Source organism: Actinotalea sp. (assembly GCF_035443605.1).
Classification (GTDB): Bacteria; Actinomycetota; Actinomycetes; order Actinomycetales; family Cellulomonadaceae; genus Actinotalea.
The window spans coordinates 22,167-40,327 of record NZ_DAORSQ010000004.1; the positions used below are offsets into that span (position 1 = coordinate 22,167).

The 18,161-nt window shown below is 74.9% G+C and carries 15 protein-coding genes and 2 tRNA genes; 6 read left to right on the top strand and 11 right to left on the bottom strand.

Annotation, left to right across the window (positions count from 1 at the left end):
* Window positions 1-29: 29 nt before the first annotated feature.
* The 3 genes from PKY62_RS01060 to PKY62_RS01070 are packed head-to-tail and all read right to left on the bottom strand — an operon-like array spanning window position 30 to window position 3,530.
* Entirely contained in the window at window positions 30-1,172 is a 1,143-nt protein-coding gene (locus PKY62_RS01060; RefSeq protein ID WP_324533975.1) for a D-alanine--D-alanine ligase family protein, read from the bottom strand.
* 34 nt (window positions 1,173-1,206) lie between these two features.
* On the bottom strand, window positions 1,207-2,802 hold the full coding sequence (locus tag PKY62_RS01065; RefSeq protein WP_324533977.1) for a Mur ligase family protein: 1,596 nt from the start codon (window positions 2,800-2,802) through the stop codon (window positions 1,207-1,209).
* Window positions 2,799-3,530: an alpha/beta fold hydrolase gene (locus PKY62_RS01070; RefSeq protein ID WP_324533979.1), complete on the bottom strand. Its 732-nt coding sequence runs from the start codon at window positions 3,528-3,530 to the stop codon at window positions 2,799-2,801. The genes PKY62_RS01065 and PKY62_RS01070 overlap by 4 nt, the downstream gene beginning before the upstream one ends.
* Before the next feature lie 111 nt (window positions 3,531-3,641).
* Between PKY62_RS01070 and PKY62_RS01075 the strand changes: the two genes are divergently transcribed.
* Complete coding sequence (locus PKY62_RS01075) at window positions 3,642-4,865, top strand: trans-sulfuration enzyme family protein (RefSeq protein WP_324533981.1); 1,224 nt, start codon at window positions 3,642-3,644, stop codon at window positions 4,863-4,865.
* A gap of 26 nt (window positions 4,866-4,891) precedes the next feature.
* Complete coding sequence (locus PKY62_RS01080; RefSeq protein WP_324534030.1) at window positions 4,892-5,581, top strand: AMIN-like domain-containing (lipo)protein; 690 nt, start codon at window positions 4,892-4,894, stop codon at window positions 5,579-5,581.
* A 52-nt stretch (window positions 5,582-5,633) separates the two neighbouring features.
* Here PKY62_RS01080 and PKY62_RS01085 read toward each other — a convergent pair whose 3' ends face one another.
* The 3 genes from PKY62_RS01085 to murA form a co-directional block, all read right to left on the bottom strand.
* Window positions 5,634-6,641: an NAD(P)H-dependent glycerol-3-phosphate dehydrogenase gene (locus PKY62_RS01085; RefSeq protein WP_324533983.1), complete on the bottom strand. Its 1,008-nt coding sequence runs from the start codon at window positions 6,639-6,641 to the stop codon at window positions 5,634-5,636.
* Window positions 6,638-7,360 (bottom strand): lysophospholipid acyltransferase family protein, encoded by a 723-nt coding sequence (locus PKY62_RS01090; protein WP_324533985.1) that lies wholly within the window; start codon window positions 7,358-7,360, stop codon window positions 6,638-6,640. Before PKY62_RS01090 ends, PKY62_RS01085 begins: the two co-directional genes overlap by 4 nt.
* A gap of 76 nt (window positions 7,361-7,436) precedes the next feature.
* Complete coding sequence (murA, locus tag PKY62_RS01095) at window positions 7,437-8,753, bottom strand: UDP-N-acetylglucosamine 1-carboxyvinyltransferase (protein WP_324533987.1); 1,317 nt, start codon at window positions 8,751-8,753, stop codon at window positions 7,437-7,439.
* Between the two features lie 181 nt (window positions 8,754-8,934).
* Here murA and PKY62_RS01100 point away from each other — a divergent pair, with 181 nt between their 5' ends.
* Window positions 8,935-9,786: an LLM class flavin-dependent oxidoreductase gene (locus PKY62_RS01100; protein ID WP_324533989.1), complete on the top strand. Its 852-nt coding sequence runs from the start codon at window positions 8,935-8,937 to the stop codon at window positions 9,784-9,786.
* 285 nt (window positions 9,787-10,071) lie between these two features.
* On the opposite strand, the gene leuD is transcribed toward PKY62_RS01100, so the two are convergent.
* Both leuD and leuC read right to left on the bottom strand, forming a co-directional pair.
* On the bottom strand, window positions 10,072-10,740 hold the full coding sequence (gene leuD / locus PKY62_RS01105) for a 3-isopropylmalate dehydratase small subunit (protein WP_324533991.1): 669 nt from the start codon (window positions 10,738-10,740) through the stop codon (window positions 10,072-10,074).
* 28 nt (window positions 10,741-10,768) lie between these two features.
* Window positions 10,769-12,232 (bottom strand): 3-isopropylmalate dehydratase large subunit, encoded by a 1,464-nt coding sequence (gene leuC / locus PKY62_RS01110; protein ID WP_324533993.1) that lies wholly within the window; start codon window positions 12,230-12,232, stop codon window positions 10,769-10,771.
* A gap of 93 nt (window positions 12,233-12,325) precedes the next feature.
* On the opposite strand from leuC, the gene PKY62_RS01115 reads away from it, so the two are divergent.
* The gene (locus PKY62_RS01115; protein WP_324533995.1) at window positions 12,326-13,045 is read left to right on the top strand and encodes an IclR family transcriptional regulator; all 720 of its coding nucleotides are present in this window, start codon (window positions 12,326-12,328) and stop codon (window positions 13,043-13,045) included.
* Window positions 13,046-13,101: 56 nt separating this feature from the next.
* Here the strand turns inward: PKY62_RS01115 and PKY62_RS01120 are convergent.
* Together PKY62_RS01120 and PKY62_RS01125 are read right to left on the bottom strand one after the other, a co-directional pair.
* A tRNA-Glu gene (locus PKY62_RS01120) sits at window positions 13,102-13,174 on the bottom strand.
* A 94-nt stretch (window positions 13,175-13,268) separates the two neighbouring features.
* Window positions 13,269-13,340: transfer RNA gene (locus PKY62_RS01125), tRNA-Gln, on the bottom strand.
* A 184-nt stretch (window positions 13,341-13,524) separates the two neighbouring features.
* On the opposite strand from PKY62_RS01125, the gene PKY62_RS01130 reads away from it, so the two are divergent.
* Both PKY62_RS01130 and PKY62_RS01135 read left to right on the top strand, forming a co-directional pair.
* On the top strand, window positions 13,525-15,378 hold the full coding sequence (locus PKY62_RS01130) for a gamma-glutamyltransferase family protein (RefSeq protein WP_324533998.1): 1,854 nt from the start codon (window positions 13,525-13,527) through the stop codon (window positions 15,376-15,378).
* Entirely contained in the window at window positions 15,378-16,199 is an 822-nt protein-coding gene (locus tag PKY62_RS01135; RefSeq protein ID WP_324534000.1) for a sulfite exporter TauE/SafE family protein, read from the top strand. Before PKY62_RS01130 ends, PKY62_RS01135 begins: the two co-directional genes overlap by 1 nt.
* Window positions 16,200-16,227: 28 nt before the next feature.
* On the opposite strand, the gene PKY62_RS01140 is transcribed toward PKY62_RS01135, so the two are convergent.
* Window positions 16,228-18,159 carry an alpha-amylase family protein gene (locus PKY62_RS01140; RefSeq protein ID WP_324534002.1) on the bottom strand — a complete coding sequence of 644 codons (1,932 nt, stop codon included), beginning with the start codon at window positions 18,157-18,159 and terminating at the stop codon, window positions 16,228-16,230.
* Window positions 18,160-18,161: the final 2 nt, after the last annotated feature.

Consider the following 18,161-nt stretch of genomic DNA (forward strand, 5'->3'; position numbering starts at 1 on the left):
GCCGGATCGCGCCGCAGGTGGGACCAGGCTCAGCCCCGCGGGCCGTCCAGCCCGACGAGCTTGCCCGCGATCCCGCCCGCAGCCCGGAGCGCCGCACCGGAGCCGAAGCCGCTCGGCGCGGAGACCGGCGGCGCGTCGCGCGCCTCGACGAGCGCGTCGACGAGCACCTGGGCCGCGTCGCGCCGGGAGGCCCACAGGTACAGCGCCATGGCGCCGGGCACGGAGTTGACCTCGTTGACCACCAGCTCATGGCTCGTCGGGTCGTAGAGGAAGTCCACCCGGACGACGCCCGTCAGCCGCGTCACGGCGGCAACCCGACGCGCCAGGGTCCCGGCCAGCGCGGTCACCTCGTCCGGCACCTGCGCAGGCATCTCGCGCGGGGCGCTGGCCAGCCCGGCCGCCTCCCCGGAGCCACCGAGGTACTTCTCGTCGTAGGAGTAGACCGCGCCGTCCGGCCGGCGCAGCGGACGCTCGAGGTCCGAGACCTCCAGGGTCGGCGCCGTGCGGAACGAGATGTTGAGGTCCACGAGGTCGCCCCGGAACGGCTCGACGACGGCACCACCGCGCAGGTGCGCGCTGGTGCGGCCCAGCACGCGTGCCGTGACGATGTCGTCGACGATCTCGATGCCGATGGACGAGCCGCCGAACCGCGGCTTGACGATGTAGGGCCCGGCGAACGGCGGCTCGACGTCCGCCTCGAGCGCGACGCGGGGCAGCGTCGGCACGCCGGCGACCTCCATGACGCCGCCGAAGGCCAGCTTGTCCATGCCCAGCGCGGAGGCGTACATCGTCGAGCCCGTTGTGGGGATGCCCAGGAGCGCGAAGAGGGCCGCGAAGCCGCCGCCCTCACCGATCCCGCCGTGCAGGCAGGTCAGGGCGGCGTCGATCGTCAGCCGCTCGGAGCGCAGCCGGCCCTTGACGAACAGCCCGCCGTCCGCACCGACGCGCACCTCGACGGGCCGGGCGCCGCTCGGGGCGCCGTTGAGGTAGTCCTTGGCCTCGGTGGCAGACGGGACGACGAACCAGCCGCCCGTGGGTGCCCAGTACAGCGGGGTCACCGCGTGGCCGGCGCGGGCGAGCACCCGCTCGGCCTGCAGGCCGGTGAGGATGGAGATCTCGTGCTCCGGGGACGGACCCCCGAAGACGACCGCCCAGCTGGAGCCCTCGGACATCGCCAACCCTCACCTCACACGTCGGTGGGCCGGCTCACGGATAGTGGTCCGGCAGATCGTTCTCGTAGAGTATGACGCCCTCGCGGCCGGCAGCGGCCGTGGCGAGCGGGACGGCGCGTGCCCGCTGGTCCACGACGTCGTAGGTCCCGCCCCCGGCGCCGGCCCCCGCGACGAGCGCGTCGCGGTTGGTCCGGCCGACCACCACGAGGTGCGCCCCGGCGGCGGCGGCGGCGGCGGCGAAGGCGTGGTTGCGCTCGGCCTGGACGGGCCCCAGCTCCACGATGCCCGGGGTGACGACGACGAGGCGGCCGTCGCGCCCGACGGCGAGCGCCGCGGCCTCGTCGAGCGCAGCGCGCGCGCCGACGGGGTTGGCGTTGTACGTGTCGTCCACCACCAGCAGCCCGGTGCCGGTGTCCTGGACCTCGGCCCGGTGGGCCGCACGCGGCAGGGCGCCGAGGCGTCCGGCGATCGACCCGATGTCGGCCCCCACGGCGAGCACCACGCCGACGGCCACCGCGAGGTTGACACCGTGCGGCACCGCTGCGCCCAGCGGCAGCGTGCGGGTCCCGCCGTCGCGCACCACGATCTCGCGGGCGGCGAGGTCGACCAGCACGTCCACGTCCGGGCGCGTGGCGTCCGCGCCCGCGGGCGCGCCGTCCCGCGCGTCCCCACCCCGCACGGCGCACGTGATGACGCGCTGGCCCGCGGCGCGGCACGTCGCAGCCAGCGCGGCGAGCCCCGGGTCGTCGACCGGCAGCACCACGGTGCGCGCCTTCTCGGTGATCTCGGACTTGGCCGCCAGCACGGTCTCGCGCGAGCCCATCCGTTCCAGGTGGGCCTCGCCGATGGTGGTGATGACCGCGACCGTGGGCGGGAAGAGCGCGCACAGCTCACGGATCTCGCCGGGGCCGTAGGTGCCCATCTCGGCGACGAACACCTCGGTGCCCTCGACCAGACCGTCGTTGACCGCGCGGGACAGGCCCAGCCGGTTGTTGAAGCTCGCCGGCGAGGCGACCACGGCGGTGCTGCCGGCCAGCAGGTGCGCGATGTAGCCCTTGGTGGACGTCTTGCCGTACGAGCCCGTGACGGCGACCACCTGGGGGCGCACCTTGGCGAGCCGACGCCGGGCCTGCGCGACGAACGGCGCGGACATCCGCTTCTCGACGACGCCCATCACCGCGGCGGCGGCGTCGACGCTCAGCGGCACGGTGACGGCGACGAGCGCCACGGCCGCGGGTCCGAGCAGCACGGCGAGCAGCCCGCCGGCGGCGACGACGAGCAGCACCCACGCGACGGCCAGCCGTCGGAGGCGGCCGGTCCAGGCGAGCGGCGAGGTGCGGCCCTTGATCCCCAGTCCCCGCGGCAGCACCGCCGCCAGGGCAGCGGCGAGCACCCCGGCGGCCGCGGCGGAGGTCTCCAGCGCGCGGACGCACGCCACGAGCGCGAGCAGCACGCCCACCGCGGTGAGCACGGCGTCGCGCCGCGAACGGGACAGCCACAGCTGCGCGATCCGGGTGGCGCGGCCGGGCAGGTAGTGCTCGCGCTGGGCCACCCGCAGCCAGCGCAGACCGCCCAGCACCGTGGCGACGACGGCGGCCGCGAGGACCAGCGTCGTGACGGCGGCGTTCACGCGTGGTCCCCGAGCGTCTCGGCGACGGCCACCGTGAGGACGCGCTCGAGCTCGCCCTCGATGAGGTGCCCCGCCCCGGGGACGACGTCGAGCCGCACGTCCGCGAGCAGCTCGGCCGCCAGCCGGGCGCCGGCCAACGGCGCGGCGTCGTCGTCGGCCCCCCAGACCATGTGCACGGGCTGGGTGACGCGCGCGAGGTCCGCCCGGTAGTCCTCGCCGACCACGCGGACCAGGACGCCGCGCATGACGCCCTCGGCGGCGCGGTAGTCGGCAGAGCCGGCGTTGCGGCGGGCCCGGTCGACGATCGACGCCGGCACGAGGTGCGCGGCGTGCAGCCGCTTGACGACGCGCAGCAGCAGCGCCGGCTTGGGCGGCGGGGTCGCGCGGACCAGCGGGACACCGGTGAGGACCAGCGACGTGACGAGCCCGGGGTGCGCCGCCGCGAGCCGCACGGCGACCCGCCCGCCGAAGGAGTGCCCGACGACGACGTAGGGTCCGGTGCCCGAGAGCGCGGCGGCGAGGTGGTCGGCGTACTCGACGCTGCCCCACGGCGCGGGGGGCGGCGGCGTGGTGCCGAAGCCCGGCAGGTGGATCGCCAGCGCGTCCGTGCCTGCCAGGACGCGGGCGAAGTCGCCGCCGGACCGGGACCAGCCGTGCAGGGCGAGCACCCGGGGGTCCCCGGAGCCGACTCGGTCGGCGAGCAGGTCCTCCGCGACGACCGTCAGCACAGCGACGAGGCTAGCACCGGGGTCCGGCGGCCCGACGAGGGCGCCTGCTGCCGGAGCCCGGTGACGGCGCGCGCGACGGCCGGCCCGCGGCGCCTCGTTAGGCTGGTCGCTGTGAGCGACGCCCAGCACCCCGACCTCTCCGCCCTGTCCCGCGCGACCGTCGCCGTCACCGCCGGTCGCCCGGAGCGCGTGCAGGGCGGGCCCGTCAACCCGCCCGTCGTCCTGTCCTCGACCTACGTCTCCGCCGGCGTGCCCCAGCCCGGTGAGCTGCTCTACACGCGCAACGGCACGGAGACGTGGCAGCCCTTCGAGCAGGCGCTCGGGGCCCTGGAGGGCGCGCGCCTGCCGGCCCTGGTGCTGGGCTCCGGCATGGCGGCGATCGCTGCGACCCTGTCGCTGCTGCCGGCCGGTGCCCGGGTGGTGGTCCCGCGGCACGCCTACCAGATGAGCCTTGCACTGGTCGCGGACCTGCAGGAACGCACCGGGCTGCGGCTGACCGCGGTGGACATCGCCGACACCGAGGCCGTGCTGACCGCGGTGCGCGGCACCGGGGACGACGGCGCCGACGGCGGGCGCGCCGCGATGCTGTGGGTCGAGTCACCCACCAACCCCATGCTCGAGGTCGCGGACCTGCCGGCGCTGGTCGCCGGCGCCCGCGCCGTCGGGGCCCTGGTGGCCGTGGACAACACCTTCGCCACCCCACTGGGCCAGCGGCCGCTGAGCCACGGCGCCGACGTCGTGGTGCACTCGGTGACCAAGTACCTCGCCGGCCACTCGGACGTCGTGCTCGGGGCCGTGCTGACGGACGACACCGCCCTGCACGCGCGGCTCACCGCCTACCGCACGCTGCACGGCGCGATCGCGGGTCCGTGGGAGGTCTGGCTCGCCCTGCGGGGCCTGCGCACGCTGGCGCTGCGGGTCGAGCGGTCCCAGGCGAACGCCGCGACGATCGCCGCGCGGCTCGCAGCGCACCCGGTCGTCGCGGAGGTGCGCCACCCCAGCCTGACCACCGACCCGGGCCACGAGCGGGCCACGCGCCTGCTCGACGGCTACGGCTCGATCCTCGGGGTGCGCCCCCACGGCGGGCCGGACGTCGCCGACGCCGTCGTCCGTGCCGTGCGCCTGTGGCTGCCGGCCACGAGCCTCGGCGGGGTCGAGTCGAGCCTCGAGCGTCGCCGCAGGTTCCCCACCGAGTCGCTCACGGTGCCCCAGGACCTGCTGCGCCTGTCGGTCGGCATCGAGGACGTCGAGGACCTCTGGGCGGACCTCGACCAGGCCCTGCACGCCGCCGCATCGTGCGCGGAGCACCCCGGCGGGAGCGCCGCACCGGCGTAGCCTGGAGGCGAAGGGTCGTGATCCTCATGACGACGGCACGTCGCGCCACCCTGCTCCTCCTCGCGGTCGCCCTCGGCCTCGTCGGATGTACCGGCGACGCGCCCGCGCCGCAGGACACCTCGACCCCGGGCGCCACGACGGCCGCCCCCGGCGACACGCCGTCCGCCGAGCCCGTCACCCCCACCCCACCCACCACCCCCGCAGCGACGCCGTCGGGCACCGCGTCCACGCCGCCCGGTGACACCACCGACGACGGCGCGGACGACCCGCCCCCGTTCGTCGCGAACACCGAGCCGGACACCGGCGAGGCGACCGGGGGCAGCCCTGGCACGCTCGTCGACCTGCGCGTCGGCGCGCACGGCGGGTTCGACCGCGTGGTGCTCGAGCTCAACGGCCCCGGCCTGCCCGGCTGGAACGTGCGCTACGTCGACGAGGCCGTCGGCGACGCCAGCGGGCTCACCGTCGACGTCGAGGGCGACGCCATCCTCGAGGTGACGCTCTTCCCGGTGGCCTACCCGGAGGACGCCACGGGCTTCTACGACGGGCCGGACACGGTCTCCGTCGCGGGCACCGAGGTGGTCACCGAGGCCGTCTTCAGCTCCCTCTTCGAGGGGTACCTGCAGGCCTTCGTCGGGGTCGACGGCGGGCAGCACCCGTTCCGCGCCTACTCCCTGACGGACCCGGCGCGGATCGTCGTCGAGGTGCGGACCGACTGACGCGCTGCGGTCGGTCGCCGGGCGACGTGCCAGCGCGGCCGTCCGGGAGCCGCTACTCGCCCTCGGCCTTGTGCGGCCGGGCGAGCAGCAGCGCCGCCATCCGCTCCACGGGCAGACCCTGGTGCAGCACGGCCACGACGGCGGCGGTGATGGGCATCTCGACGCCCACCGTCCCGGCGAGCTCGAGCACCGACGTGGAGGACTTGACGCCCTCCGCCGTGCCGCCCGTCGCCGCGACCGCCTCGGCGAGGGTCATCCCCTGGCCGATGTGCACCCCGAGGGTGTGGTTGCGTGACAGCGGCGAGGCGCACGTGGCGACGAGGTCACCCATCCCCGCGAGGCCGGCGAACGTCTCGGCGTCCGCCCCCAGCGCGAGGCCGAGGCGCGTGATCTCCACCAGCCCGCGCGTGATGACGGTCGCCATGGTGTTGTGCCCGTAGCCGCTGCCCTGCGCGATCCCCACCGCCACCGCGATGACGTTCTTCACGGCGCCGCACAGCTCGACCCCGACGACGTCGGCGTTGGTGTAGGGCCGGAAGTACGAGGTCGCGCAGGCGCGCGCCACCCGCCGCGCGGTGGCCTCGTCGAGGGCGGCCACGACCGTCGCCGTGGGCTGGTGCTCCGCGATCTCGCGCGCGAGGTTGGGGCCGGAGAGCACCGCCACGCGCTCGGCGGGGACGGCGAGCGCCTGGCCGACCACCTCGCTCATCCGCTGGTCGGACGCGAGCTCGACGCCCTTCATGAGCGAGACGACGACGGCGTCCCGGTCCACCAGCCCCGCGAGCGGCTCGAGGGTGGCGCGTGCGCTCTGGGCCGGCACCGCGACGGCGACGAGCTGCGCCCCGGCCAGCGCGCGCGCCGCGTCGGTGGTCGCCGTGACGCCGCCTGGCAGCACGATCCCCGGCAGGTAGGCCTCGTTCGTGTGCCGCTGGGCGATCTCGTCGCAGACCTCGGCGCGCCGGCCCCACACCGTGACCTCGCAGCCGGCGTCGGCCAGCACGGCGGCGAAGGTCGTCCCCCAGCTCCCCGTGCCCAGCACGGCCACGCGGGTGACGCTCACGCCGCGCCCTCGGCCGGACGGCGCCAGACGAAGCGCTCCGCCGGGGCCCGCTCGCCGCGGATCGCCTCGAGCTGGGCCGTGATCGCGGCCATGATCCGCTCGGTCGCCTCGCGCAGCACGGCGGCATCCTGCGGGCGGTCGTAGAGGTCGGACAGGTCGACGGGCGGGCCTGCGACGACCGTCACGAGCTGGCGCGGGAAGGGCTTGAGGACCTTGGAGTACCGCCCCAGCACCCGGTGCGCGCCCCACTGGGCGACGGGGACCACCGGTGCGCGCGTGGTCAGGGCGAGCCGGGCGACACCCGTCTTGCCCTGCATCGGCCACAGGTCGGGCTCGCGTGTCAGGGTGCCCTCGGGGAACACCGCGACGCACTCCCCCTGGGCGAGCGCGTCGATCGCGGACTGCAGGGACTGGACCGCGGTGGCGGTGCCCCGGTGGACGGGGATCTGGCCCGTTGCCCGCAGCGTGCGGCCCAGCACGGGCACGTCGAACAGCGACGCCTTGGCCAGCAGCCGCGGTGCGTGCCCGTGGTCGTAGAGGAAGTGGGAGAACGTCAGCGGGTCGAGGTTCGTGACGTGGTTCGCCGCCACGATGAGCCCGCCGGGCTGGTTCAGGTGCTCCCCGCCGCTCCACGCGTGCGTCGTCACCGACGTCATGAAGGGGCGCACGATGCGCGCCAGGTTGCGGTACGCGCGGTTCGATCGCTGAGGTGCCGGCACGGGAGCCGATGCTACCGGCCCGTGGGCCGGCCGGACCGGCGACGCCGCCCGTCCGTCCGGCGTCGGCGCGCGGACCTCAGCCCTGCGTGAACTCGGCGCCCAGGGCGGCGAGCTTGTCCTGGAAGTGCTCGTAGCCGCGGTCGATGAGGCCGATGCCGTGCACCTCGGAGGTCCCCTTGGCCGCGAGCGCCGCGATGAGGTGACTGAACCCGCCGCGCAGGTCCGGCACCTCGATCTCGGCGGCGGCGAGCGGCGTGGGGCCGGAGATGACGGCCGAGTGGTAGAAGTTCCGCTGGCCGAACCGGCAGGCGTGCCCACCCAGGCACTCGCGGTAGACCTGGATCGTGGCGCCCATGCCGACGAGGGCGTCGGTGAAGCCGAAGCGGTTCTCGTAGACCGTCTCGTGGACGATCGACAGTCCCTTGGCCTGCGTGAGGGCGACGACGAGCGGCTGCTGCCAGTCGGTCATGAAGCCGGGGTGGACGTCGGTCTCCAGCACGATCGAGCGCAGGTCCCCGCCGGGGTGGAAGAACCGGATGCCGTCGTCGAACACCTCGAACTCGCCGCCGACCTTGCGGAAGGTGTTGAGGTAGGCGGTCATCTCGGGCTGCGACGCCCCGCGGACGGTGATGTCCCCCGCGGTGGCCAGGGCGGCCGACGCCCAGGACGCCGCCTCGATGCGGTCCGACAGCGCGGTGTGCTGGTAGCCCCGCAGGCGCGGCACACCCTCGATCCGGATGACCCGGTCCGTGTCGACCGAGATGATCGCGCCCATCTTCTGCAGCACGTTGATGAGGTCCATGATCTCGGGCTCGATCGCCGCGTTGGACAGCTCCGTGAGGCCCTCGGCGCGCACCGCCGTGAGCAGCAGCTGCTCCGTGGCGCCGACGCTCGGGTACGGCAGGGTCACCTTGGTGCCGTGCAGGCCCTGAGGTGCGCGCAGCTCGATGCCCTGCTCGCGCTTGACCACCTCGGCGCCGAACTGCCGCAGGATGTCCAGGTGGTAGTTGATCGGCCGGTCGCCGATCCGGCAGCCACCCAGGTCGGGGATGAACGCCTCGCCCAGCCGGTGCAGCAGCGGGCCGCAGAACAGGATGGGGATGCGGCTCGCGCCGGCGTGGGCGTCGATGTCCGCAACGTGCGCCGACTCGACGTCGGTGGGGTCAAGGTGCAGCGTGCCGGCCTCGTCGTCGGCCACGACGCTGACACCGTGCAGCTCGAGGAGCCCGGTGACCACCGCGACGTCGCGGATCTTCGGGACGTTGCGCAGCACGCTCGGCCCCTCGCCGAGGAGCGCGGCGACCATCGCCTTCGAGACGAAGTTCTTGGCGCCGCGCACGGTGATCTCCCCGTGCAGCGGCAGCCCACCATGGACCTGCAGGACGTCGCGCATCTGCCCATCGTCGCCTACCGGGGCGGGAACGTCACATCCCCGGGGCGCTGGGCGCGTGGAGGTCGGGTGCAGGTCCTGCGCTGCGCCGACCGCGGACGTACCGTCGGGGTGGACGGCGGTGCGGGCGGCGGGTCGGGCCCCGAGGTGCCCGGCCCGCCCTGGACGAGGCGGGGAGCACGGGATGCGGTACGGGTTCGTCGGGAGCTTCGGCGGCGCCGCGCAGGTGCTCGCCCTGGCCGAGCAGACCGAGGCGCACGGCTGGGACGGCTTCTTCACGTGGGACGGGATCAGCGTCGGCCCGATGGACACCTGGGACCCGTGGGTGCTGCTCGGCGCCGCGGCGGCGCGCACCGAGCGGGTCACCCTCGGCGCGATGGTCTTCCCCCTGGCCCGGCGCCGGCCATGGAAGGTCGCCCGGGAGGCGCTGACCGTCGACCACCTGTCGGGCGGGCGGCTCGTCGTCCCGGTGGGCCTCGGCGTCGGAGACGACGGCGGCTTCTCGCACGTCCGCGGCGAGGCCGCCACCTCGCGCGAGCGCGCCGAGCGGCTCGACGAGGCGCTGGCGATCCTCGACCGCGCCTGGACCGGCGAGCCGTTCTCGTGGGACGGGCGGCACTACGCCGTGACCGACCTGCAGATCGGCCCGCCGCCCGTCCAGCGCCCGCGCGTGCCGATCTGGGTGGTGGGTGCCTGGCCGGCCGAGCGGTCGATGGAGCGCGCGGCGCGGTGGGACGGCGTCGTGCTCCAGCGCGCGCGCAGCATGGTGCCGCTGACGCCGGCGGACGTCGCCGAGGGGGTCGCGTGGCTCACCGGGCGCCGCGCGCTGCTGCGGGCGGAGGGCTACCCGCTGGGCGCGGCCTACGACGTCGTCGTGAGCGATGCCTCACCGGACCACCCGGCCGCCGCGGCCGCGCACGTCGAGGCCTTCCGCGAGGCGGGCGCGACGTGGTGGGTCGAGGCACGGTGGGACCCCGAGAAGGCCACCCCCCATGCCCTGCTGGACCGCATCCGCCAGGGCCCGCCCGTCGGCTGAGCGCGCCGCGTCGTACGCGGGTCCGCCCCCGTCCCACGGCCCGCCGCACGCCCCGCCGCACGCCCCGCCGCACGCCCCGCCGCACGCCCCGCCGCGGTCGTCGTGGCGGTCGTCGTGGCGGCCGATGTGACGGGTGGTGCGGGTGAGCAGGGTCCCGCGCACCGCGAGCACCACCAGCACCACGTGCCGCTACGACGACCGCAGGGAGCGACTGGGCACCGGCCAGTCCGCCACCGGGCGGGCCCGCGGTCGGGCGAGTCCGCCGCCCGCTGCGTCGAGCGCGGCTCAGCGCAGCGCGTCGTCCCCGTGCAGCGGCGTGCCGACGGGCCGGGCCGCCACGATCTCGACGGGCGGCAGGTGCTTGGCCGGCAGGGTCAGCGGCCGCCACGAGGCGCGGGTCTGCTCGAAGTCGGTGATCTCTGCCTCGTGCTGCAGGGTCAGGCCGATGTCGTCCAGCCCCTCCATGAGGCGCCAGCGCGTGTAGTCGTCCACCTGGAACGGCACGACGACGTCGCCGCAGCGCACCTGCTTCGCGACGAGGTCGACCGTCACCTCGATGCCCGGCTGGGACTCGATGACCTTCCACAGCAGCTCGATGTCCTCCTGGGCGAGCTGGGCCGCGAGCAGCCCCTGCTTGCCGGAGTTGCCGCGGAAGATGTCGGCGAACCGGGCGGACAGCACCGCCTTGAAGCCGTAGTCCTTGAGCGCCCACACGGCGTGCTCGCGCGACGAGCCCGTGCCGAAGTCCGGGCCGGCGACGAGCACGGAGCCCGACGAGTACGCGGGCTGGTTGAGGACGAACTCCGGGTCCCCGCGCCAGGCCGCGAACAGCGCGTCCTCGAACCCGGTGCGCGTGACGCGCTTGAGGTAGACCGCGGGGATGATCTGGTCGGTGTCGACGTTGCCCCGACGCAGCGGGACCCCGACGCCGGTGTGCTGGGTGAACTGCTCCATGACGCTCTCCAGTTCTCGGTCGGGCCGGTCAGACGGCCGGGACGGTCGGGGCGCCGACCAGGGGTGAGCCGTCCGGCACCGCGACGTCGGGGCCCAGGTCGGCGACGGAGGACAGGGTGCCGCGGATCGCCGTGGCGGCGGCGACCAGGGGTGAGACGAGGTGCGTGCGCCCGCCCTTGCCCTGTCGGCCCTCGAAGTTGCGGTTGGAGGTCGACGCGCTGCGCTCCCCCGGTGCCAGCTGGTCCGGGTTCATGCCCAGGCACATCGAGCAGCCGGCGTTGCGCCACTCGGCGCCGAAGTCGAGGAAGATCTGGTCGAGCCCCTCGGCCTCGGCCTGCAGGCGCACCCGGGCCGAGGACGGCACGACCAGGACGCGCAGCGACGCGGCCTTGGTGCGGCCGACGAAGAGCTTGGCGACCGAGCGCAGGTCCTCGATCCGGCCGTTGGTGCACGAGCCGATGAAGACGGTGTCCACGGCGATGTCGCGCAGCGGCATGCCGGGGGTCAGGCCCATGTACTCCAGTGCGCGCTCGGCCGTGACCCGCTCGTTCTCGTCCGCGATCTGCGCCGGGACCGGCACGTTCGCGGACAGCGGCAGGCCCTGGCCGGGGTTGGTGCCCCACGTGACGAAGGGCTCGAGGTCCTCGGCGCGCAGCACGACCTCGGCGTCGAAGACGGCGTCGTCGTCCGAGCGCAGCGTCCGCCAGTACTCGACGGCGGCGTCCCAGTCGGCGCCCTCCGGCGCGTGCGGGCGACCCTGGAGGTAGTCGAAGGTCGTCTGGTCGGGCGCGATCATCCCGGCGCGCGCGCCGGCCTCGATCGACATGTTGCAGATGGTCATCCGGGCTTCCATCGACAGCGCGCGGATCGCCTCGCCGCGGTACTCCAGGACGTAGCCCTGGCCCCCGCCGGTCCCGATCTTGGCGATGATCGCCAGGATGATGTCCTTGCTCGTCGTGCCGGAGGGCAGCGCGCCGTCGACCGTGATGGCCATCGTCCTGAACGGCGCCAGCGGCAGGGTCTGGGTGGCCAGCACGTGCTCGACCTCGCTGGTGCCGATGCCGAAGGCCAGGCCGCCGAAGGCGCCATGGGTGGAGGTGTGCGAGTCGCCGCAGACGACCGTCAGTCCTGGCATCGTCAGGCCGAGCTGCGGGCCCACCTGGTGGACGATCCCCTGGTCGGCGTCGCCGAGCGAGTGGATCCGCACGCCGAACTCGGCGGCGTTGTTGCGCAGCGTCTGGATCTGGGTGCGGCTGGTGAGGTCGGCGATCGGCAGGTCGATGTCGAGCGTCGGGGTGTTGTGGTCCTCGGTGGCGATCGTCAGGTCCGGGCGGCGGACCGGGCGACCGGCGAGACGCAGGCCCTCGAAGGCCTGGGGGCTGGTCACCTCGTGCACGAGGTGCAGGTCGATGTAGAGCAGGTCCGGCGCCCCGTCGGTGCCCCGTCGCACGATGTGCGCGTCCCAGACCTTCTCCGCCAGCGTGCCGGCCATGACACTTCCTCTCGGGTCGTCCACCTGCTGTGGACCGGTACCAGTTCGGTGCGACCACTTGCGTCTCAGCCCGCGAGACGGCAGTATCGCCCTATGGACAACTCTAGCGGAGTCGGCGTCCTGGACAAGGCCGCAGCGGTCCTCAGTGCCCTCGAGGCCGGTCCAGCCACGCTCGCGCAGCTCGTCGCCGCCACCCATCTTGCCCGACCGACGGCCCATCGGCTGGCCGTCGCGCTCGAGCACCACCGCCTCGTGGCCCGGGACATGCAGGGTCGGTTCGTGCTCGGCCCGCGGCTGTCGGAGCTGAGCACGGCCGCCGGCGAGGACCGCCTGCTCGCCGCCGCCAACCCGGTGCTCGCCGCGCTGCGCGACCACTGCGGGGAGAGCGCGCAGCTCTACCGCCGCCAGGGCGACCAGCGGATCTGCGTCGCCGCGGCGGAGCGGCCCATCGGCCTGCGCGACTCCATCCCCGTGGGCGCCACGCTGACCATGCAGGCCGGCTCGGCCGCGCAGATCCTGCTCGCCTGGGAGGAGCCCGACCGCCTGCACCGCGGGCTGCAGGGCGCACGGTTCACCGCGACGATCCTGTCCGGCGTCCGACGTCGCGGCTGGGCGCAGTCGGTCTCCGAGCGGGAGGCCGGCGTGGCGTCGGTCTCCGCCCCGGTGCGCGGCTCGTCCGGTCGCGTCGTGGCGGCGGTCTCGATCTCCGGCCCCGTCGAGCGGCTCACCCGCCAGCCGGGACGCCTGCACGCGGGAGCCGTCGTGGCGGCAGCCAACCGGCTCACCGAGGTGCTGCGCCGCACGGGCGACTGACCGACCCCGGACAGCGCAAGGGCCCGGTCACCTGGTGACCGGGCCCTTGCGACGTGTACCCCCAAGGGGATTCGAACCCCTGTTACCGCCGTGAGAGGGCGGCGTCCTAGGCCACTAGACGATGGGGGCCAGGACTGGCTTCACCCCCGCGGGGGATCGACCGGCGACAACCATACAGCATCGGCACCGCGCCATGAACCCGCAGGTCACAGCCGTGCACGCGCTGGGGTACCAGGACTCGAACCTAGACTAAGTGAACCAGAATCACTCGTGCTGCCAATTACACCATACCCCATGGGGTATCCGAGGGGGCCGGGGCGGGCACTCCCGTGAGGGAGAACCGCTGCCCGAACCGGACGGCGTACCGGCGGGGAACTCTACCGGAGCGCAGGGGTGCTTCCAAACCACCAGCCCGGCAGGGCAGGTCGCGACCCGGCGGCGACCCCGATCCCGTACCCGGCCACCCCCGGCGTGCGACCATGCCGGACGTGACACCCGCGCCCGCACCCACCTCCCGTCCCGAGCTGGTCGGCACCCACGGGATGGTCGCCGCGACGCACTGGCTCGCCGCGCAGTCGGGGATGGCCGTCCTCGATCGCGGCGGCAACGCGTTCGACGCTGCCGTGGCGACCGGCCTGGTGCTGCACGTCGTCGAGCCGCACCTCAACGGGCTGGGCGGGGACGTGCCGGTCATCGGCGCGGTCGCCGGCAGCGGTGCACCGTTCGTGCTGTGCGGTCAGGGCACCGCCCCGGCGGCCGCGACCATCGCCGCCTTCGCCGACCTCGGACTGGACGAGATCCCCGGGACCGGGCTGCTGCCCGCCGTCGTGCCGGGCGCCTGGGGCACGTGGATGGACCTGCTCGCCCGCTACGGCACGTGGACGGTGCACGACGTCGTCGCCCCGGCGTTGGGGTATGCGCGCGACGGGCACCCGCTGCTCGCCCAGGCCGCCGCGACGATCGAGCGCGTGGCCGAGCTGTTCGCCAGGGACTGGCCGACCTCCGCCGCGCTGTACCTGCCGGGCGGGCGCTTGCCGCTGCCCGGGGCGCGGTTCACCAACCCCGCACTCGCGGACACCCTCCAGCGCCTCGTGGCGGCAGCCGACGCGCACGCCGACCGCCTGGCCGGGATCGAGGCGGCCCGCGCAGCGTTCTACGAGGGCTTCGTCGCCGATGCGGTCGACGCGTTCTGCACCCGGGCCGTGCCCGACAGCTCGGGACGGGCGCACCGCGGGCTGCTCACCGGCGCCGACCTCGCCGCGTGGCGGGTGCGCGAGGAGGCGCCCGTGACGGTCGAGGTCTTCGGCCGGACGATCGCCAAGACCGGGCCGTGGGGCCAGGGGCCCGCGCTGCTGCAGCAGCTGCTCGTGCTGGCCGGGATGGACCTGGCCGACACCCGCCCCGGCTCCGCGGAGCTGGTGCATGCCGTCGTGGAGGGCGCCAAGCTCGCCATGGCGGACCGTGACGCCTGGTACGGCGACCCCGACCACACCGAGGTGCCCCTCGCGACGCTGCTGTCCCCCGCCTACGCCGACGAGCGGCGCCGGCTCATCGGGCCCGACGCCTCCGACGAGCTGCGGCCGGGGTCCGCGGGCGGATGGCCGGTGCTGCCGCGGACGGTCGTCACCTCAGCAGCGCGGGCCCGCCACGGTCGGGGCGGCCGGACGCCCGACGACGGCGCCGCCGGCATCGGTGAACCGACCTTCGCCCGCGCACCCCGCGACGGCACAGCACCCGACGGAACGGTGCGCGGCGACACCTGCCACCTCGATGTCGTCGATCGCTGGGGCAACGCGGTCTCGGTCACCCCCAGTGGCGGCTGGCTGCAGAGCTCGCCGACGATCGCCGCGCTCGGCTTCGCGCTGCCCACCCGGGCGCAGATGTTCTGGCTCGAACCCGGCCTGCCCGGCTCGCTCGGCCCCGGGCGCCGCCCACGCACCACCCTGAGCCCCACCCTCGTGCTGCGCGACGGGGTGGCGGAGCTCGCCTGCGGGACGCCGGGCGGGGACCAGCAGGACCAGTGGCAGGTGCCGTTCCTGCTGCACCACCTCGTCTACGGGATGAACCTCCAGGAGGCGATCGACGCACCCGCGTGGCACACCACCCACCTGGTGTCCTCCTTCGCCCCGCGCACGGTCACCCTGCGCGGGGTCCACGCCGAGGACCGGCTGGGACCGGACGTGCTCACGGACCTGCGCCGCCGCGGGCACGACCTCACCGTCGAGGGGCCGTGGTCGCTCGGTCGGCTCACCGCCGCCGGCACCCGGCCCGACGGGATGCTGCGGGCCGCGGCGACGTCGCGCGGCATGCAGGCCTACGCGGCGGGACGCTGATGGACCCGCTGTCATGGCTGCTCGTGCTGGGCGCGGGCGTGCTGGCCGGCACGGTCAACACCATCGTGGGCGCGGGCACCCTGCTGACGTTCCCGCTGCTCGTCGCCCTGGGTGTCCCGCCCCTGACGGCCAACGTCTCGAACACCGTCGGCCTCGTGCCCGGGTCGGTCACCGGAGCATGGGGCTACCGCCGCGAGCTGGCCGGGACATGGCCGACGGTGGCGCGCATGGCGGCGCTGTCCGCCGTGGGCGGGGTGGCCGGCGGGCTCCTGCTGCTCGCCGCCCCCGCCGCGACGTTCACCGCCGTCGTGCCGTGGCTGCTGGTCCTGGCCGCCGGTCTCGCCGCCGCCCAGCCCCGGGTGGCAGCCTGGGTGCGTCGGCGGGCCGGCGAGGAACCGGCCGAGGGACCGGCGGACCAGCCGGGTGCCGCGCGGCCTGCCGAGAGGCTCGACGGGTCCACCCGGCCGCTCACCCCCGGCCTCGCGGCCGGGATCGCGGCGACCGGGGTGTACGGCGGCTACTTCGGCGCCGCCCAGGGGGTGCTGCTCATCAGCCTGCTGGGGATCGGCTGGACCACCCACCTGCACCGCGCCAACGGCGCCAAGAACGTCCTGGCGGGCACCGCCAACCTCGTCTCGGCCGCCGTGTTCGTCGTCGGCGGGGCCGTCGACTGGCGGATCGCGGGGTTCGTCGCCGTGGGCTCTGCCGTCGGCGGTGTGCTGGGCTCCCGGATCGGTCGACGCATCCCCGCGCCCGCGCTGCGCGGACTCATCGTCGTCGTGGCGCTGGCCGCCGCCGTCGCCCTGTGGCTGCGCCCCTGACCCGCGGTGCGGGCCTCGGTGCGGACCCTCAGTGCCGGCGCGGCACCAGCCACCGGCTCGCGTGCGGGGGCAGCCACACGTTCCCGTCGTCCGCCACCTCCACGAGGTGCCCGCTGAGCTGGTCGACGGCATCCGCCAGGCCCAGGCCCTCGAGCCGCCAGCCGGGGAACGGCCGCCACTGGTCGGTGACGTTGTACAGCGCGAGGAACGAGCCCAGCGGGTGGGGGCGCAGCACCGGCAGCACGCCGGGGTCGGACGCGTCGAGCACGTGCGCCGCGACCGAGGCGTCGAGGTAGGGGCTGGCCGCCCGCACCCGGATGAGGTGGGCCATCCCGGTGAAGACCCGCTCCTCGACCGTGCCGTGCACGTGCCGGCGGTCGGCGACGGCCCAGTCCATCCGCGGACGGTGCACCCAGCGGCTGTCGTCCTCGTGGCCGGGCTCGGCGGCCCAGGACTCGTCGTTGGGCAGCCCCAGCTCGTCGCCCATCCACAGCACGGGGATGCCGCCGAAGCCCAGGACGATCGCGTAGACGAGCAGCAGGCGGTCGATCGCGACCTGCGTCGCGGCCTCGTCGCCCGCCGCCACCGCGGCGTCGAGGCCGACGAGGGCCGCGGCCGAGCCGCTGACCCGACGGTCCCCGGTCGCCGGGTTGTACTGGAACACCTCGCCGCGCGCCGTCGACCCCGGGAACAGGCCGAGGTAGTAGTCCGAGAGGAACGCACGGTGCTGGTAGCCGTTCAGCCCCACCGCCGCCGCGTCGCCGTCGTCGATCGCCCACCCGATGTCGTCGTGGCAGCGCACGTAGGTGATCCACGCCGTGCTCGCCGGGGCCGGCGGGATCTGCTGCAGCGCGCGCACGCCGAGCCGGGCGTCCTGGGCCGCGAGCATCGACCAGATCTGCACCATGAGGCTGTTGTGGTACGCGATGTCGCTGACCTTGCCGTGGTGCTCGCCCTGCCCGAGGTAGGCCGCGAGGTCCGACGGCGCGACGATCGCCTCAGCCTTGAAGATCACCCCGGGGGCGACCACCCGGACCAGCGCGCGCAGCGCCTGGGTGATCGCGTGCACCTGGGGCTCGTTCTGGCAGCTCGTGCCCATGGCCTTCCACATGAACGCGATCGCGTCGAAGCGCAGCACCTCGACGCCGGCCGCGGCGAGGAAGAGCACGATCTCGGCGTACTCGGCGAACACCTCGGGGTTGGTCCAGTTGACGTCCCACTGCCACGCGTTGAAGGTCGTCCAGACCCAGCCGCCGAGATCGGGATCCCACGTGAAGTTGCCGGGCGCGAAGTCGGGGAACACCTCGGGCAGGCTGCGCTCGTAGGCGTCCGGCTCGGTGCGGTCCGGGTAGACGTAGAAGTAGTCGCGGTACCGCTGGTCGCCCGCCCGGGCAGCCGTCGCCCACGCGTGCTCCCGCGCCACGTGGTTGAGCACGAGGTCGGCGACGAGGCTGATCCCCTCGGCGCGCAGGGCGGACGCGAGGTCGCGCAGGTCGTCCATGGTGCCGAGGTCCGAGCGCACGGAGCGGTAGTCCGCGACGGCGTACCCGCCGTCGTTGTCGCCGTCGCGCGGCTGCAGCAGCGGCATGAGGTGCAGGTAGGTGACGCCGAGGTCCTTGAGGTACCCGATGTGCCGGCGCACGCCGTCGAGGGTCCCCGCGAACCGGTCCGCGTAGCACGCGTAGCCCACCATGTGCTCGGACTGGAACCAGCCCGGGTCCAGCGTGCGCGCCATGTCGAGCCGCGCGAGCTCGGGGTCGCGGTCGCGGAACGCCGTCGCGGCCAGCCGCAGCAGGCGGGCGTCGAGCGCCTCGACCTGCCAGGCGGGGTAGACCCCGGCGAGGCCGGCGTGCAGGTCGGGCCACCATCGGGCGACCCGCAGCTCGAAGAGCTCACGGCGGTCCGGGCTCAGGCCCGCGAGCACGTCGGCGACGGCCGTGACGTCGGGGGTGGCACTCATCT

What these genes read in the sequence shown, in the direction of transcription:
- PKY62_RS01060 (WP_324533975.1), bottom strand. Translation starts at nt 1,172, where the DNA reads ATGTCCGAGGGCTCCAGCTGGGCGGTCGTCTTCGGGGGTCCGTCCCCG.
- PKY62_RS01080 (WP_324534030.1), top strand. Translation starts at nt 4,892, where the DNA reads ATGACGACGGCACGTCGCGCCACCCTGCTCCTCCTCGCGGTCGCCCTC.
- murA (WP_324533987.1), bottom strand. Translation starts at nt 8,753, where the DNA reads ATGCGCGACGTCCTGCAGGTCCATGGTGGGCTGCCGCTGCACGGGGAG.
- PKY62_RS01100 (WP_324533989.1), top strand. Translation starts at nt 8,935, where the DNA reads ATGCGGTACGGGTTCGTCGGGAGCTTCGGCGGCGCCGCGCAGGTGCTC.
- leuD (WP_324533991.1), bottom strand. Translation starts at nt 10,740, where the DNA reads ATGGAGCAGTTCACCCAGCACACCGGCGTCGGGGTCCCGCTGCGTCGG.
- leuC (WP_324533993.1), bottom strand. Translation starts at nt 12,232, where the DNA reads ATGGCCGGCACGCTGGCGGAGAAGGTCTGGGACGCGCACATCGTGCGA.
- PKY62_RS01115 (WP_324533995.1), top strand. Translation starts at nt 12,326, where the DNA reads ATGGACAACTCTAGCGGAGTCGGCGTCCTGGACAAGGCCGCAGCGGTC.
- PKY62_RS01130 (WP_324533998.1), top strand. Translation starts at nt 13,525, where the DNA reads ATGCCGGACGTGACACCCGCGCCCGCACCCACCTCCCGTCCCGAGCTG.
- PKY62_RS01135 (WP_324534000.1), top strand. Translation starts at nt 15,378, where the DNA reads ATGGACCCGCTGTCATGGCTGCTCGTGCTGGGCGCGGGCGTGCTGGCC.
- PKY62_RS01140 (WP_324534002.1), bottom strand. Translation starts at nt 18,159, where the DNA reads ATGAGTGCCACCCCCGACGTCACGGCCGTCGCCGACGTGCTCGCGGGC.